The organism is Oceanimonas aquatica (assembly GCF_030732065.1).
In the GTDB taxonomy this organism is placed as follows: Bacteria; Pseudomonadota; Gammaproteobacteria; order Enterobacterales; family Aeromonadaceae; genus Oceanimonas.
The window spans coordinates 183,489-197,020 of sequence record NZ_JAVBHX010000002.1 but is presented as its reverse complement, the minus strand read 5'-3'; the positions used below and the strand labels follow the sequence as shown (position 1 = coordinate 197,020).

The 13,532-nt window shown below is 61.7% G+C and carries 14 protein-coding genes; 7 read left to right on the top strand and 7 right to left on the bottom strand.

The window, feature by feature from the left end; genetic code table 11:
- Nucleotides 1-13: 13 nt before the first annotated feature.
- A complete protein-coding gene (locus Q9290_RS04025; protein WP_306078356.1) occupies nucleotides 14-466 on the top strand; it encodes an Lrp/AsnC family transcriptional regulator in 453 nt (150 codons plus the stop codon).
- A gap of 6 nt (nucleotides 467-472) precedes the next feature.
- Here the strand turns inward: Q9290_RS04025 and Q9290_RS04020 are convergent, their stop codons facing one another.
- Nucleotides 473-1,270, bottom strand: a complete 798-nt coding sequence (locus Q9290_RS04020; RefSeq protein ID WP_306078355.1) for an AraC family transcriptional regulator — start codon at nucleotides 1,268-1,270, stop codon at nucleotides 473-475.
- Nucleotides 1,271-1,346: 76 nt separating this feature from the next.
- Here Q9290_RS04020 and Q9290_RS04015 point away from each other — a divergent pair, with 76 nt between their 5' ends.
- Nucleotides 1,347-2,351 carry a bile acid:sodium symporter family protein gene (locus tag Q9290_RS04015; RefSeq protein WP_306078354.1) on the top strand — a complete coding sequence of 335 codons (1,005 nt, stop codon included), beginning with the start codon at nucleotides 1,347-1,349 and terminating at the stop codon, nucleotides 2,349-2,351.
- Here Q9290_RS04015 and Q9290_RS04010 read toward each other — a convergent pair.
- Both Q9290_RS04010 and Q9290_RS04005 read right to left on the bottom strand, forming a co-directional pair.
- Nucleotides 2,323-3,285: a class I SAM-dependent methyltransferase gene (locus Q9290_RS04010; protein ID WP_306078353.1), complete on the bottom strand. Its 963-nt coding sequence runs from the start codon at nucleotides 3,283-3,285 to the stop codon at nucleotides 2,323-2,325. The two genes, Q9290_RS04015 and Q9290_RS04010, sit on opposite strands and share 29 nt — an antisense overlap.
- A gap of 293 nt (nucleotides 3,286-3,578) precedes the next feature.
- Nucleotides 3,579-4,742 carry a Na/Pi symporter gene (locus tag Q9290_RS04005; RefSeq protein ID WP_306078352.1) on the bottom strand — a complete coding sequence of 388 codons (1,164 nt, stop codon included), beginning with the start codon at nucleotides 4,740-4,742 and terminating at the stop codon, nucleotides 3,579-3,581.
- 136 nt (nucleotides 4,743-4,878) lie between these two features.
- Between Q9290_RS04005 and Q9290_RS04000 the strand changes: the two genes are divergently transcribed.
- From Q9290_RS04000 to Q9290_RS03990, 3 genes are all read left to right on the top strand, one after another.
- Nucleotides 4,879-5,670 carry a CLCA_X family protein gene (locus tag Q9290_RS04000; RefSeq protein WP_306078351.1) on the top strand — a complete coding sequence of 264 codons (792 nt, stop codon included), beginning with the start codon at nucleotides 4,879-4,881 and terminating at the stop codon, nucleotides 5,668-5,670.
- Between the two features lie 41 nt (nucleotides 5,671-5,711).
- The gene (locus Q9290_RS03995) at nucleotides 5,712-6,251 is read left to right on the top strand and encodes a macro domain-containing protein (protein WP_306078350.1); all 540 of its coding nucleotides are present in this window, start codon (nucleotides 5,712-5,714) and stop codon (nucleotides 6,249-6,251) included.
- 69 nt (nucleotides 6,252-6,320) lie between these two features.
- Nucleotides 6,321-8,042, top strand: a complete 1,722-nt coding sequence (locus Q9290_RS03990) for a potassium/proton antiporter (RefSeq protein ID WP_306078349.1) — start codon at nucleotides 6,321-6,323, stop codon at nucleotides 8,040-8,042.
- Between the two features lie 6 nt (nucleotides 8,043-8,048).
- Here the strand turns inward: Q9290_RS03990 and Q9290_RS03985 are convergent, their stop codons facing one another.
- From Q9290_RS03985 to Q9290_RS03970, 4 genes are all read right to left on the bottom strand, one after another.
- Nucleotides 8,049-8,405, bottom strand: a complete 357-nt coding sequence (locus tag Q9290_RS03985) for a rhodanese-like domain-containing protein (protein WP_306078348.1) — start codon at nucleotides 8,403-8,405, stop codon at nucleotides 8,049-8,051.
- A 141-nt stretch (nucleotides 8,406-8,546) separates the two neighbouring features.
- Nucleotides 8,547-8,996, bottom strand: coding sequence for a YtoQ family protein (locus Q9290_RS03980; protein ID WP_306078347.1), 450 nt, complete (start codon nucleotides 8,994-8,996; stop codon nucleotides 8,547-8,549).
- A 77-nt stretch (nucleotides 8,997-9,073) separates the two neighbouring features.
- Nucleotides 9,074-10,165 carry a PQQ-dependent sugar dehydrogenase gene (locus tag Q9290_RS03975; RefSeq protein ID WP_306078346.1) on the bottom strand — a complete coding sequence of 364 codons (1,092 nt, stop codon included), beginning with the start codon at nucleotides 10,163-10,165 and terminating at the stop codon, nucleotides 9,074-9,076.
- Between the two features lie 4 nt (nucleotides 10,166-10,169).
- Nucleotides 10,170-10,604 (bottom strand): IS1096 element passenger TnpR family protein, encoded by a 435-nt coding sequence (locus Q9290_RS03970; RefSeq protein WP_306078345.1) that lies wholly within the window; start codon nucleotides 10,602-10,604, stop codon nucleotides 10,170-10,172.
- 190 nt (nucleotides 10,605-10,794) lie between these two features.
- Between Q9290_RS03970 and Q9290_RS03965 the strand changes: the two genes are divergently transcribed.
- A complete protein-coding gene (locus tag Q9290_RS03965; protein WP_306078344.1) occupies nucleotides 10,795-11,814 on the top strand; it encodes an amino acid ABC transporter substrate-binding protein in 1,020 nt (339 codons plus the stop codon).
- 9 nt (nucleotides 11,815-11,823) lie between these two features.
- On the top strand, nucleotides 11,824-13,530 hold the full coding sequence (locus tag Q9290_RS03960; protein ID WP_306078343.1) for a GGDEF domain-containing protein: 1,707 nt from the start codon (nucleotides 11,824-11,826) through the stop codon (nucleotides 13,528-13,530).
- Nucleotides 13,531-13,532 lie beyond the last annotated feature (2 nt).

The following is a 13,532-nucleotide window of genomic DNA, read 5'->3' as shown; positions in this document are numbered from 1 at the left end:
AGCGGTTTTGCGAATGGATAATTTCGATCGCCAGATCCTGGCCCTGTTGCAGCAGGACGCCACCCTGGCGCTCAAGGATCTGGCCGAGGCGGTGAACCTGTCCACCACGCCGTGCTGGAAGCGGGTCAAGCGGCTGGAAGAGGCCGGCTACATTCGCGGCCGGGTGGCATTGCTCGATGCCGAGCGCCTGGGGCTGGGCCTGTCGGTGTTTGTGCAGATAAAAACCCAGCATCACGACAGCCGCTGGCTGGCCCGCTTTGCCGAGACCGTGACCGCCTTTGACGAAGTGGTGGAGTTTTATCGCATGTCCGGTGAATGGGATTACATGCTGCGGGTGGTAGTAGCCGATATTGTCGCTTTTGACCGTTTCTACAAAAAGCTCATCAACAGCACCGAAGGCTTGTCGAATATCACTTCCAGCTTCGCCATGGAGCAAATCAAGTACACCACGGCATTGCCGTTATAGGACGTCTTACGTTTTACGTCTTACGTATTCTCCCGGCGTGCATCCCAGCAGTTCGCCAAAGGCGGCGATAAAAGCTGACAGGCTGTCGTAGCCGCATTCCAGGGCCACGTCGGTAATGCGCAGGTTTTGCTCCAGCAGGGGCAGGGCGGCCAGCAGGCGGGCGCGCTGGCGCCATTGGCGAAAACCCAGGCCGGTGTGACACACAAAGCGCCGGCCCAGGGTCTTGTCGCTGATCCCCAGTTGCGCGCTGAAGTGGCTCATGGGCCGGCGGCAGTCCGGATGAGCAGCAAGGTAGTGGCAAATGCCGGCCAGGGGCTCATTATCGGGCCAGGGCAGCATCAGCGCACAGGCCGGTGCCGTGTTCAATTGATCCAGCAGCACCGCCACCAGCCGGCCCTCGGTACCGGCCTCATCATATTCCACCTCAAACCGGCTGAAGGTGAGGATCAGCTCCCTGAGCAGCGGGCTGATTGCCACCACTTCACAGGGACGGGGCGAAACAACATGGGGCGCGACATACAGGCTGCGAATTTGCGTGTTGGCGGCGCAGTGCACACCGTGCTCGAGCTCCGACGGTATCCACACGGCCCGGCTGGGCGGCGCCACAAAGCGGGCATGAGGCGTTTCCACCGTCAGTACCCCTTCGGCGGCGTAGGACAGCTGCACCCAGGGATGCGCATGCCGGGCATGAATGGCCTGGTTGGGCAGAGCCAGCTGTTGCCCCAGCACCGGGCGAGGCAGTTGCTTCAGCCGGGCCAGCTGATCCAGCAGTGCTTGTTGGTTGTCTGATTGGCGATACTTCATCTCATTTTATCGACAAAGTGCGAGTGACATTCAGGTTACCGTAGCGGGTATTCGCTCTCAATCTGAAAAAATCATCATGTTCGGTTATTCACGTTTACTGTTCGACAAATTCACGCTGGTGCTGCTGGCGGTAGTGGCCACCGCCAGCCTGTTCCCGGCCCACGGCGTAGGTGCGGTGTTGTTCGACCATCTCACCACGGCGGCCATTGCCCTGCTGTTTTTTATGCACGGTGCCAAGCTGTCGCGTCAGGCCATTGTAGCCGGCGCCACCCACTGGCGGCTGCACCTGCTGGTATTTGGCTGCACCTTTGTGCTGTTTCCACTGATTGGCTTGCTGCTAAAGCCGGTGCTGCTGCCGCTGCTGGGAGAAAGTCTCTATATGGGGGTGCTGTTTTTGTGTGTGCTGCCGGGCACGGTGCAGTCGGCCATTGCCTTTACCTCACTGGCCGGGGGCAATGTGCCGGCAGCGGTATGCAGTGCCTCGGCCTCGAGCATACTGGGTATCGTGCTCACACCGCTGCTGGTGGCGGCCCTGCTCAATATGCAGGCTGGTGCTGCGGTGTCACCACTCGACTCCATTCTATCCATCAGCGTCCAGCTGTTGTTGCCCTTTGCCGCCGGCCATTTGCTGCGGCCGCTGATCGGTGGTGCTGTGGATCGCAACCGGGCCTGGCTGGGCAAGGTGGATCAGGGCTCCATTTTGCTGGTGGTGTATACGGCGCTGAGTGCCTCCGTGGTGGAAGGGCTGTGGCACACGGTGTCATGGTCGAAACTGGCGATATTGACCCTGGTTTGTTGCGCCCTGCTGGCGCTGATCCTCTGTCTGACGACTGTGCTGGGCCGCCGACTGGGCTTTAACCGGGAAGATCGTATCACCATCGTTTTTGGCGGCTCAAAAAAGAGCATGGCCACGGGCGTGCCCATGGCCAAGGTACTGTTTGCCGGGGCCATGCTGGGGCCGGCGCTGTTACCGCTGATGATTTTTCATCAAATTCAGCTGATGGTCTGTGCGGTGCTGGCGCAAAAATACGCCCGAGAGAGGGAGCCGGCCTTTAGCCCTGAGCAAACACCAGCGCCTTGAGCCCGGCCTCGTTGTCGATGTCGGCAAACTCCGGCGGATTGTCGAGGCGCTCCACAAAACGCAGTTCCGGTGCCTGCTCGGCCATGCCCTCTATCAGGAACCGGCAGTCGATGTCCGGATCGTTCACACAGGCCAGCACTGTGCCCTGCTCGGTGAGCAGCTCCGGCAACCGGCGCAATATCTTGTGGTAGTCCCTGGTGAGTGCAAAGCTGCCCTTCTGAAAGGAAGGGGGGTCGATGATGATCAACTCATAAGGCCCGAGCTTGCGCACCTTGCCCCAAGACTTGAACAGCTCGTGGCCGAGAAAACTGATCTTGCTTAAATCGTGGTGGTTTAATCTGTGATTGTCCCGGCCCCGGGCCAGGGACGATCTGGCCATGTCCAGGTTCACCACGTGATCGGCCCCGCCGGCCACGGCGGCCACGGAAAAGCCGCAGGTATAGGCAAAGAGGTTCAGCACCCGCTTGCCTTTGGCCTGTTCCCGTACCCATTGCCGGCCCGCGCGCATGTCCAGAAACAGGCCGTGGTTCTGGTTGCGGCCAAGGGTGAGCTGGTAGTTCAGGCCGTGCTCGCGCACCACAGGGTTGGGTTCAAGCTCGCCCCAGAGCACCTCCAGCGGCGAGCCTTCCCGGCTGCGGTGTTGCAGCAACAGGGCGGTAGCGCCACTTTGCTGCCATATCTCTGTGCTCACCAGCTCGGTTAACAGCGTGAGTAAGGCGTCCAGGAATTCGGGCTCCGGCTCCCGGAACAGGCTCACCAGCAACTGGCCGTCCGACCGGCCGTCCAACTGGCCGTCCAGCCAGTCGGCGGTTAATTGCTCCAGGCCCGGCCAGCGTCGGCCCCGGCCGTGAAACAGGCGGCGAATGTCGGCGGGTGGCTCGGCGAGAGCGGTGAGCAGCTGAGCCTGAAAAATGGGCAGGGCGGTGGCGTCCATTGGAATGTTGTCCGGCAAGTAAAAAAGCAGGCGCCATTCTAGCGACCTGCCTTTGAGAACTCCACCGGCCCTTTGGGGTATCCCACGCGGAGCGTGGGAACGAGGTGATGAGTTGACTGTAAGTTACCAGGCAGGCAACTCGACAGCTGAACAAAGCAGCAGTGGGGATTGTGAAGCCGACCGTCAAATTCCAGGGATGGAATTTGTCGAGCGCTACAGGGATGTACTTGCAGTGTGTCGTGAAGCGCAACCGCACTGCGGCTTCGCTTACGGGCGTATCAGCGTAAAGTGACTCACAGCCACTGGCTCAGGCCCACCAGGCCCAGGGGCAGGGCAAAGAAGACGCCGCCGATATAGGCCGCCACATAGCCCTTGTTGCGTTGGGCCTGAGTGGCCAGCAGCTCGGCCATGTGCATGGGCAGGGAGCGCAGCAGCGGCAGCACATAAATCAGGGCAATGGCCATCACGTTAAACAGCAGGTGTACCAGGGCGATTTGCAGCGCCACCATGGCCGAGGCGCCGGTGATGGCGGTGGCCGCCAGCAGGGCGGTAATAGTGGTGCCGATGTTGCTGCCCAGAATAAAGGGATAAACCTGTTTCAGGCTGAACATGCCGGAGCCGGCCAGGGGCACAATCAGCGAGGTGGTGGTGGAAGACGACTGCACCAATACGGTCACCAGGGTGCCCGAGGCCATGCCCGACACCGGGCCGCGGCCCACGGCGGTGCGCAAAATGCCCATGGCCCGGCCGGCCATCAGGGAGCGCAGCACTTTACCGATTTGGGTGACCACCATCAGAATAATGCCGATACCCAGTAGGATCAGCGCCACGCCGGACCAGATGCCGGGCAGCCAGGCCACGCTTTCTTTCATCATGCCGGTGGCGGGGGCCAGCATGGCCTTCATGAAGTTCATGTTGCCAAGGCTCATGCTGGTGTCGCTCACCAGCAGGCCGGCCAGCCATTCTGACGCACGGGCCAGCGGCTGAAACAGCAGTTCCAGCGGCAGCACAATGGCCACCGCCAGCAGGTTAAAGCTGTCGTGTACGGTGGCGGCTGAAAAGGCGCGGCGGAATTCTTCGCCGTTACGCACATGGCCCAGGCTGACCAGGGTGCTGGTGAGCGAGGTGCCGATATTGGCGCCCATCACCATGGGAATGGCAATGGCCAACGGCAGGCCGCCGGCCACCATGCCAACGATGATGGAGGTAACGGTACTGGAACTCTGGATCAACGCCGTGGCCACCACGCCGACGATCAGCGCGATGACCGGATTGGAGGCAAAGTCAAACAGGGCCTTGGCGTTCTCGCCGGCGGCGGCCTTGAAGCCACTGCCAATGGCGCCCACGGCGGCCAGCAGCAGATAAACCAGGGTGGCCACCAGCAGCCAGGACAGCCAGCGAGGGGCGCTTTGACTGGGAGCGGCAGAAGCGGGCAGGGCGGAAGTTTCAGAGCTCATGGTACATCCTCATCGTCATGATGGGCGCACTATGCCGGTGGAATATGACGGTTTTATTACACCATGACACTTTGATGACGGCAGGGGCGACGAGGTAAGCTTGCAGGCCTGTGACCACAGCCTGACACCCGCACCCATGGCAATGAACGACCGGCAGTTTTACCGTAATGGCCCCGATCACCTGCAGGGAGAAGTGGCGGATTTTGTTCACCTTCGCCGGCGCTTTGACTTTCGCAGCATCGAGATCGGCCGCTGGGTGACACGCGCCGAACGTGAAACTGCCGCCGCGCATTTTTACAACGCCCTGTGCGATCTCATGCTGATTTTGCGAGGCCCCGAACCATTGATCTCCCTGCGCGGCACCCTGTCATTGCAATACGGCATCGGCGGCCGGCCCGGCGTCAGTGCCCACTACAGCCCCGCCACCCGCTGCTTTTCTCTGGCCAAAAACGCCGGCCCGGGCAGCATCGCCCACGAATGGTTTCACGCCTTTGACCATTACATGGCCGGTAAGGCCCTGTTGGGCGTTACCGGCGCCACCCTGGCGTCCCAGGCCTGGCTCAATAATGCCCGCACCGTGCCGCACCCCCTTAACGAGCTGTTGTTTGCCTGCTTTGAAGCCGTGCTGTTGAGCGAAGACGGCACTCGGCCCAGCCCCCAGTTTGATGCCTCGGCCCGCATCGACGAGCAACAGGGCGTGCTCTATTTCAGCCGGCCCGAGGAATTGTGTGCCCGGGCCTTTGAAGCCTTTGTGCAGGACGCCGTCATCAAGAACGGCTTTCTGGTCAAGGGCACCAGGGCCACCCGGGAAGCGAAGCTCGGGCTGTATCCGCAAGGGACGCAACGGGCCCGCTGCAACGCCGCCTTTGGCCGCTATTTTTCCACCTTGGGTCGCGCCCTGATGCTCCAGCAGACGCCGGCGGACTAAGCTCAGGCTGACCCCTTGGCAACATAGAGCAGGAGCGACCCATGAAAATACAGCAGCAGGGTGTAACTCTGGAATGCGTACAGGGCGACATCACCCGACAACCGGACATGGAGGCCATTGTCAACGCCGCCAACGGCGCCCTACTGCCCGGCGGCGGTGTGGCCGGGGCGATTCACAGGGTCGCCGGCCCCGGGCTGATGCAGGAGTGCCGGCCGTTGGCGCCCATCAAACCCGGTGAGGCGGTGATCACCGGCGCCCATCAGCTGCCCAACCGTTATGTGATCCATTGCCTGGGGCCGGTATATGGCGTGGATGACCCCGCCGATGGCCTGCTGGCCTCCTGTTACCGAACGGCGCTGGAATTGTGTGAGCAGAAGGGCGCCTCGTCGGTGGCCTTTCCCGCCATTTCCACCGGTATTTTCGGCTATCCTCTTGAGCCGGCAACGCAGATTGCCGTGAATACCGTGCAGGCCACCCTGACGCATTGCCCCGGAGTGAAACAGGTCCGGTTTGTGTTGTTCAGCGCGGCCAGTCTGAAATGTTACCAGGACCTGCTGGCGAAAATGGCTATGGAAGGCTGAATTCTCACCCTGCGGGCGGCTTCGGCTGTGATATAACATTCATATCTAAAAAGCACTGGAATAATCATATTGGATAATATCGAACACCTGTTTTTGCTGGCCGGCGTCTTGCTGTGTCTGAGTGTGCTGGCGACCCTGGTGTCGGCGCGCTCGGGCATTCCCATTCTGCTTATTTTCCTGTTGATCGGCATGCTGGCCGGTGAAAGCGGTCCCGGCGGCATTCAGTTCGAGAGTTATTCCCTGGCTTATACCGTGGGCAACCTGGCCCTGGCCATTATTTTGCTCGACGGCGGCATGCGTACCCGCATGGATACCTTTCGTGTGGGCCTCAAGCCGGCGCTCAGCCTGGCCACTCTTGGGGTGGTGATCACCAGTGGTATTACCGGCCTGCTGGCCGTGTACATTCTCGAGCTGGGCTGGTTGCAGGGCTTACTGCTGGGAGCCATTGTCGGCTCCACCGATGCGGCGGCGGTGTTTTCCCTGCTCGGTGGCCGGGGCATGCAGCTTAACCAGCGGGTAGGAGCCTCGCTTGAAATCGAGTCGGGCACCAACGATCCCATGGCCATCTTTCTCACCCTGACCCTGATTGCCCTGATCACCGGCGAGATGAACAGCTCCCGTGATGCCCTGTTGTTCCTGCTCAGCCAGTTCGGCGTGGGGGCGCTGGCGGGGCTGCTGGGCGGCCTGCTGCTGGTGCAGCTGATCCGCCGCATTCACCTGGTGGCCGGCCTCTATCCACTGCTGGTGTTCGGCTTTGGCCTGACCCTGTTTGCCCTGACCGCCGTGCTGGAAGGTAGCGGTTTTCTGGCGGTATACCTGGCCGGACTGGTGCTGGGCAATTCCCGCCTGCGCAACCTGGAGTCGATTCTGCCGGTGTTCGACGGCCTGGCCTGGCTTAGCCAGATTGGCTTGTTCCTGGTGTTGGGACTGCTGATCTCTCCCGCCGACATGTGGGCCATGGCACTGCCCGCCAGCCTGATTGCCCTGGCCATGATCTTTGTGGCACGCCCACTGGCGGTGCTGGCCTCGCTGCTGCCGTTCTTCCGCTTTAATGGGCGCGAGCTGGGCTTTATCTCCTGGGTGGGGCTGCGTGGCGCCGTGCCCATTGTGCTGGCCATTTTTCCGCTGATGGCCGGTATTCCCGAAGGCAACATGCTGTTTAACGTGGCCTTTTTCGTGGTGCTGATCTCTCTGCTGGTGCAGGGCTCCACCCTGTCGCCGGTGGCCCGCTGGATGAAGGTGGAAGTGCCCCCCGAGCCGGCGCCCCGGCGGCGCTCCATGCTGGGTATTTTCAAGGAAGACGACTTCGAGATGTTCCTCTATCAGGTGGACAGCCAGTCTCTCGACGGCGTGGTGGTACGCCAGCTGACCTTTCCGCCCCATTGCCGGGTGGCGGCGGTATTCCGGGGGGAAAACCTGCTGCCCGCCTCGGGCAGCACCCGGCTGGCGGTCAATGACATGCTTTGTGTGATCGGCCGCAGCACCCATCTCAAGACCCTGAACAACATGTTTGGTGGCAATCTGGAAGCGGCACGGGAAAAAGCCCGGGCCTTTTTTGGCGATTTTATTCTCGACGCCGATGCCCGCATGGGCGATGTGGCGCTGATGTACGGCGTGGACGTGCCCGTTACCGAGCGGGATCTGACCCTGGGCGACTTTATGCTGGCCCACAACAGTGGTCACCCTGTGGTGGGGGATCACTTTGTGCGTTACGACATGATCTGGACGGTGGCAGACGTGGATGGCGACCGGGTGCTGAAGGTGGGCATGCGCGAATTCGAGCCCGCGTGAGGGCGCTTACTGCAAGGGCAGGGAGTGGCTGGCAGGCTGCAGCGTGGGCATGGGGGCCGGCGCTTCACCCCTGAGCTGGCTCAGGCTGCCAAAGTCTTCTACCCGGCTGTAGCCCAGTGCCTGCAGGGCTTCCATGGCCATGCGGGAGCGCCGGCCATCGGCACCGTAGAGGTTGATGGGAGTATTGCGGTTGGGAAACTGCTCGCTCACGCCCCGGGCGATGTGGGTATGGGGGATCAGCACGGCGCCGGGCAGGTGATCCTGCTGATACTCCTCCACACTGCGCACGTCTACCCATATTGGCTCGGCAGCCATTAACGGCGTGACCAGCGTCAGCAGCAGCGTAGCGAGGCGAATGTTCATGGAGTGGTACCCGTTCTGTCATGTCTGAGGCCAAGTTTAAAACAGAAGGGGGCTCGAAGAAGGGGCTGGCGGGACGATGGCCGACAGAAACCGGCACAAACAAGTAAAAACGGAGCCATTCAGGCTCCGTTTTATGGGGGATCAGGACATCAGGTAGGCCAGGATCTCCACCACCTGCTCCGGGTGACGGCAGGTAGCCTTGGCGGCCTCGTCCACTTCCTTCAGCGGGTGATCGTGCTCGGCATCGTGCAGGGTGATGATGGGCACACCGGACGCCACGGCAAAGCCGGCGTCAAAGGCGGCGTTCCACTGCTTGTATTTGGGTCCGAAACGCACCACCACCAGATCCGCTTCCTTGATGTGGGTAGAAGTACGAATGCTGTTGATGCCGGAGGCCTTGCGGTCACGCCAGAAGTTGTCTTCTTCGCTGCCCAGAATGTTTACGCCCACCATGTCGCTGGCGTCGTGATCGGTCACGGCGGAGCTGAAGCGCACCTTCAGGCCCTTGGCGTCGCAACCATTGATGATTTGCTCGCGCCAGTCGGTGTGGATTTCGCCGGAGAGGTAAACGTTCCAGATCTTGTCGCTCATATTGCCTTCCTTATTGTTCACAAAAGTAACTGAAATAAAGTACAGTTGTTACAGGTTACCCCATTTCCCGCTCAAGATCAGCCCTTGGCTGCCACCGGCACCAGCTTGAGCAGGCGGCCATCGGCGTCGTCGGTGAGCACGTAAATACCGCCGTCGGCGGCCTGGTGCAGGGCACGAATACGAAAGCCCTGCTCAACCAGCAGATGATGCTCGCCCGTGACGCGATCGCCGTCCAGCTCCAGCCGAACCAGCCGTCGCCCGGCCAGGGCGCCCACAAACAGGTTGTTGCGCCAGCCGGGAAAGGCCTCACCGGTGTAAAACAGCATGCCGGAAGGGGCAATGGACGGCACCCATACCCAGAGTGGATCCTCCATGCCCGGTTTGCGGCTGCCTTCGCCAATGGTGCCGCCGCCGTATTCCTCACCAAAGGTCACCACCGGCCAGCCGTAGTTGGCCCCTTTTCGAATGCGGTTAACCTCGTCGCCGCCCTGCGGGCCATGCTCGTGGGTCCAGAGTTCGCCGCTACCCGGATGAATGGCGGCGCCCTGCAGGTTGCGGTGCCCCAGGCTCCAGATTTCTGGCAGGGCACCGGGGGTGCCGACAAAGGGATTGTCGGCGGGCACCCGGCCGTCATCATGCAGCCGAAGGATCTTGCCCAGATGGTTGTCGAGGCGCTGGGCCTGATGCCGGCTGTGGTAGCGATCGCCGGTGGTAATAAAAAGATAACCCTGGTTATCAAAGGCCAGGCGGGAGCCAAAATGGGCCCGGCCGTGGGTTTTGGGTGTCTGTTCAAAAAGCACCTGCAGTTGTTCCAGCTTGTTCCCGTTCAGCCGGGCCCGGCCCACGGCGGTACCGGCGCCGCCCGGGCCGGGCTGACTGAAGCTGAAATACAGCAGCCGGTTGTCGGCAAACTGCGGGTGCAGGGCCAGATCGAGCAGGCCGCCCTGGCCGCCGGCGGCAATGGCCGGCAGGCCGGAAACGGCGCGTCGCTTTCCATTTATCGTCATATGCCACAGCCGGCCCCGGCGTTCACTCAGCAGCAGACTGCCGTCGGGCAGCTCGGTCAGGCTCCAAGGGTGATGCAGCCCGGTGGCCAGGGTCTGCACCCGGTACTCTGCCGCCGCCAGCGGCAGGCTCAGCAGCAACAACACGAAAAAGGCTCTCAACATGGGCTTACCACTCCGGCTCGGCATGGGGATCATAGCCTTCATACTGCACCGGGCGGGTACCGGTTTCTCCGGTCAGGCGCGGATAGCGTTGCGTGGCCGGATCGGATCTCGGCTTTTTACGGGAGCGGGACACCTGAAAAATCCAGTCGTCACCAAAGTCGAACCAGTAGAACAGTTTTTTGCCCCTGGGTAGCGGAAACAGATCCGAAATGGGCGCATCGAGGGAGTATTCGTCACCGTCAAAGTGCAGGCGTTCGCCGGCGTGTTCGCTGCGGGCGATAAAAAACGAATACATATGATCATTGTTGAACCGCACCGCCTGCTGAATGGCATCGTGCAGCTCATGCAGGGTGGCGCCGTCGTCGATTTCCAGCTCGCAGGCCCAGTCATCATGGGCATACATACCGGAAACCAGCCGCACGGTGATCGTAATGAGCATGGTGTTTCTCCTGACAAAAAGGTCTGTGTTCAGAATAGTCGCTGACGCCGGCGGCCGGTTTACGCCGGCCACCCGTAAGCGCCAGGAGGAAAAACGGAAAGTGTGAGCCAAATGGCGACTGGATGCTGTCATTTTTTGCAAAATGGGTCATGCTGACAGGGTTAAGGGGTGCGTTGACAAGGGTGCGATGATGGGAATGGAATATTTTGGCAAGGCCGCCGGCGGGCTGGCCCTGTTGCTGTTACTGCTGGCGGGCCTGCCGGCGCAGGCCAACACCCTGCAGACGGTGCTGCGCCACGGCGATATTCGTTGTGGCGTGTTTCCGGATGACCCCGGTCGCAGCGCCATCGATGAAAGCGGTGTCTGGCGCGGGTTTTACGTGGACTTCTGCCGGGCCACCGCCGCCGCCCTGTTTGGCGATGCAGACCGGGTACAATATGTGGAAGTGGACGCCACCAGCCGCTTTACCACGCTGCAGCAAAAACGCAGCGACGTGGTGATGTACAGCGCCACCTGGACCCTTGGGCGGGAAGATCAATATCAGGTGGCCTTTCCCGCCATCTACCTGTTTGACGGCCAGGGCCTGCTGGTTCGCAAGGATTCGGGCATTGGCAAGCTGGCCGACCTCGACGGCAAGTCGGTGTGCGTGACCGAAAACACCACCACCCACAACCACCTGCTGACCCTGCTGGCGCGGGATCAGATCCATGCGAAGGTGCTGTTTTCCAACGGCGACAGCTTTTTTCGGGGGCACTGCGATGCCTACACCGCCGACCGCATCAACCTGGCCATTAACCGGGCCCACCGGGCCGACGCTCCTAATGATTACCGCATTCTGCCCGAGTTGCTGTCACGAGAGCCTGTTGGCCCCATGGTCCGCAACGACGACGCCGAGTGGGAGCGGGTCATTCGTTCGGTGATCCACGCCCTGATCCTGGCCGACGACAAGGGCATTACCCAAAAAAACATCGATCAGATCCGCTCCGGCAACAAGGACGCGGAAATCCGCAACCTGCTGGGGGTGAGCGGAGATCTGGGCAAACGGCTGGGGCTGCCCGACGACTGGGCCTACCGGGCCATTCACAGCGTGGGTAACTACAGCGAAATCTATCAGCGCCACTTTGGCCCCGGCACCCCGGTCAATATGCCTCAGGGGCTGAATCAGCCCTGGTCCCGAGGCGGGTTGCTGTATGCTCCTCTGTTCCGCTGAGGTGCCAACGTGACCGCCAGTGGCCGCATGACCATTCGCAACAGCCTGGGACGCCGGCTGACGTTCATCATCATGCTGGTATTCGGACTCTATCTGCTTTCAGCCTCGCTGTTTGCCTATGTGATATTCAGCCAGTACTCGCGGCTGGTGGGGGCGGTGAGCGGTCATTTTGAGCGGGCCATGATCGCCGCCGAGCTCACCCGGGATGCCGAAACCATTGCCGCCGAGGTCTATGAATTGCTGGTGGGCAATGATCGCTCGGTGAGTGCCGGCAACCGGCGGGTGGAAAACCTGGCCAGCATCTATCAGGGCACCCGGGAACGGCTGGAGCAGGATGGTGGGCGGATGAGCGAGGCCGATGCCGCCGCCCTGGATCGCTGGCAAACCCCCTTTTTCAGCAGTCTGGACCGGCTGAACGAGCGGCTGCGGGCCGAGCAGGAGCTGCAAGCGGAACAGTTTCATCAGGTGGATGACTTGTTTCTGCTGCTCAGGCGAGTGTCCGAGCTGCAGTCGATGGAGGGGCTGCCTGTGGCCGAGCAGCGCTTTACCGGGCCGGCACTGGCGGCGCTGGGCTATGCCGCCGCCGCCCTGAGTGCAGAGCGGCCGGGGCATATCAGCCGCCTGAAAGCCTACTGCGAACAGCAATTGCAGGTGCTGTCCGGCCTGACGCTGACCCAGCCCGACTTTATTGCCCTGCGTGCCCGGCTTGAGCAGCAGTTGCCGGCGGTGTTCACCCGGCGCGGCCCGCTGCTGCGTCATGCCCGGGCCACCCTGGCCACGGCCCGTCAGACCCGGGTGCTGGCGCAAAAGCTCACCAGCGCCACTTTTGGTTATCACAAGCGGCTCAAGGCCTCGGCGGAGCAGGCCCTGGCCGAGCAACAGGCCTTGATGCAAAATTCACTGGCGGGGTTGCTGGCGGCTTCCATGATGCTGGTGCTGATCACCCTGGGGGCCATTTTCTATATTCGCCGGGCCATTATTTATCGCATCAATGATCTCAGCCGGGCCATGCTTTCCCACGGTGAGGGCAAGCCGGTGCCCATTCCCAGCGAGGGCGATGATGAAATCAGCCGCATGGGCGCGACCTTTGAGACCTTTGTCAATGCCCGGCAAACGGCGGAGCAGCAACTGGCCCGGGCCAACCGTCATTTGCAGGAAATGAACCAGTCACTGCAGCGCCTGAGCGAAGTGGATGACCTGACTCAGATCGCCAACCGGCGCTGCTTTGACCGGCACCTGGAAGCCGAATGGCGGCGGGCCCAGCGTGAGCAGCGTTCGCTCGGACTGGTGATGGGAGACATTGATTACTTCAAACGCTTTAACGATGAATACGGCCATCAGGAGGGGGACGAATGCCTGCATCGGGTGGCTCAGGCGCTGGCCGGCCAGTTGCATCGCCAGGGTGACATGGTGGCCCGTTATGGCGGTGAAGAGTTTATCGTGCTGCTGCCGGAGCTGGATCTGTGGCAGACCCGTCATGTGGCCGGCCGGCTGCTGCAGGCGGTGCGGGCGCTCAATATTGCCCATGACCAGTCCGAGCACGGCGTCGTGACCCTGAGCCTCGGCGTGGTGGCCGGGGTGCCCGAGCAGCATGATCGTATCGAGGATTTTGTGGGCCGGGCCGACAAGGCGCTGTATGCGGCCAAGGAGCAGGGGCGCAACCGCCTGTGTGCCGCGCCCCCCGAATGCGGGGCCGGCGAGTGCCGGCCCGGATAGGT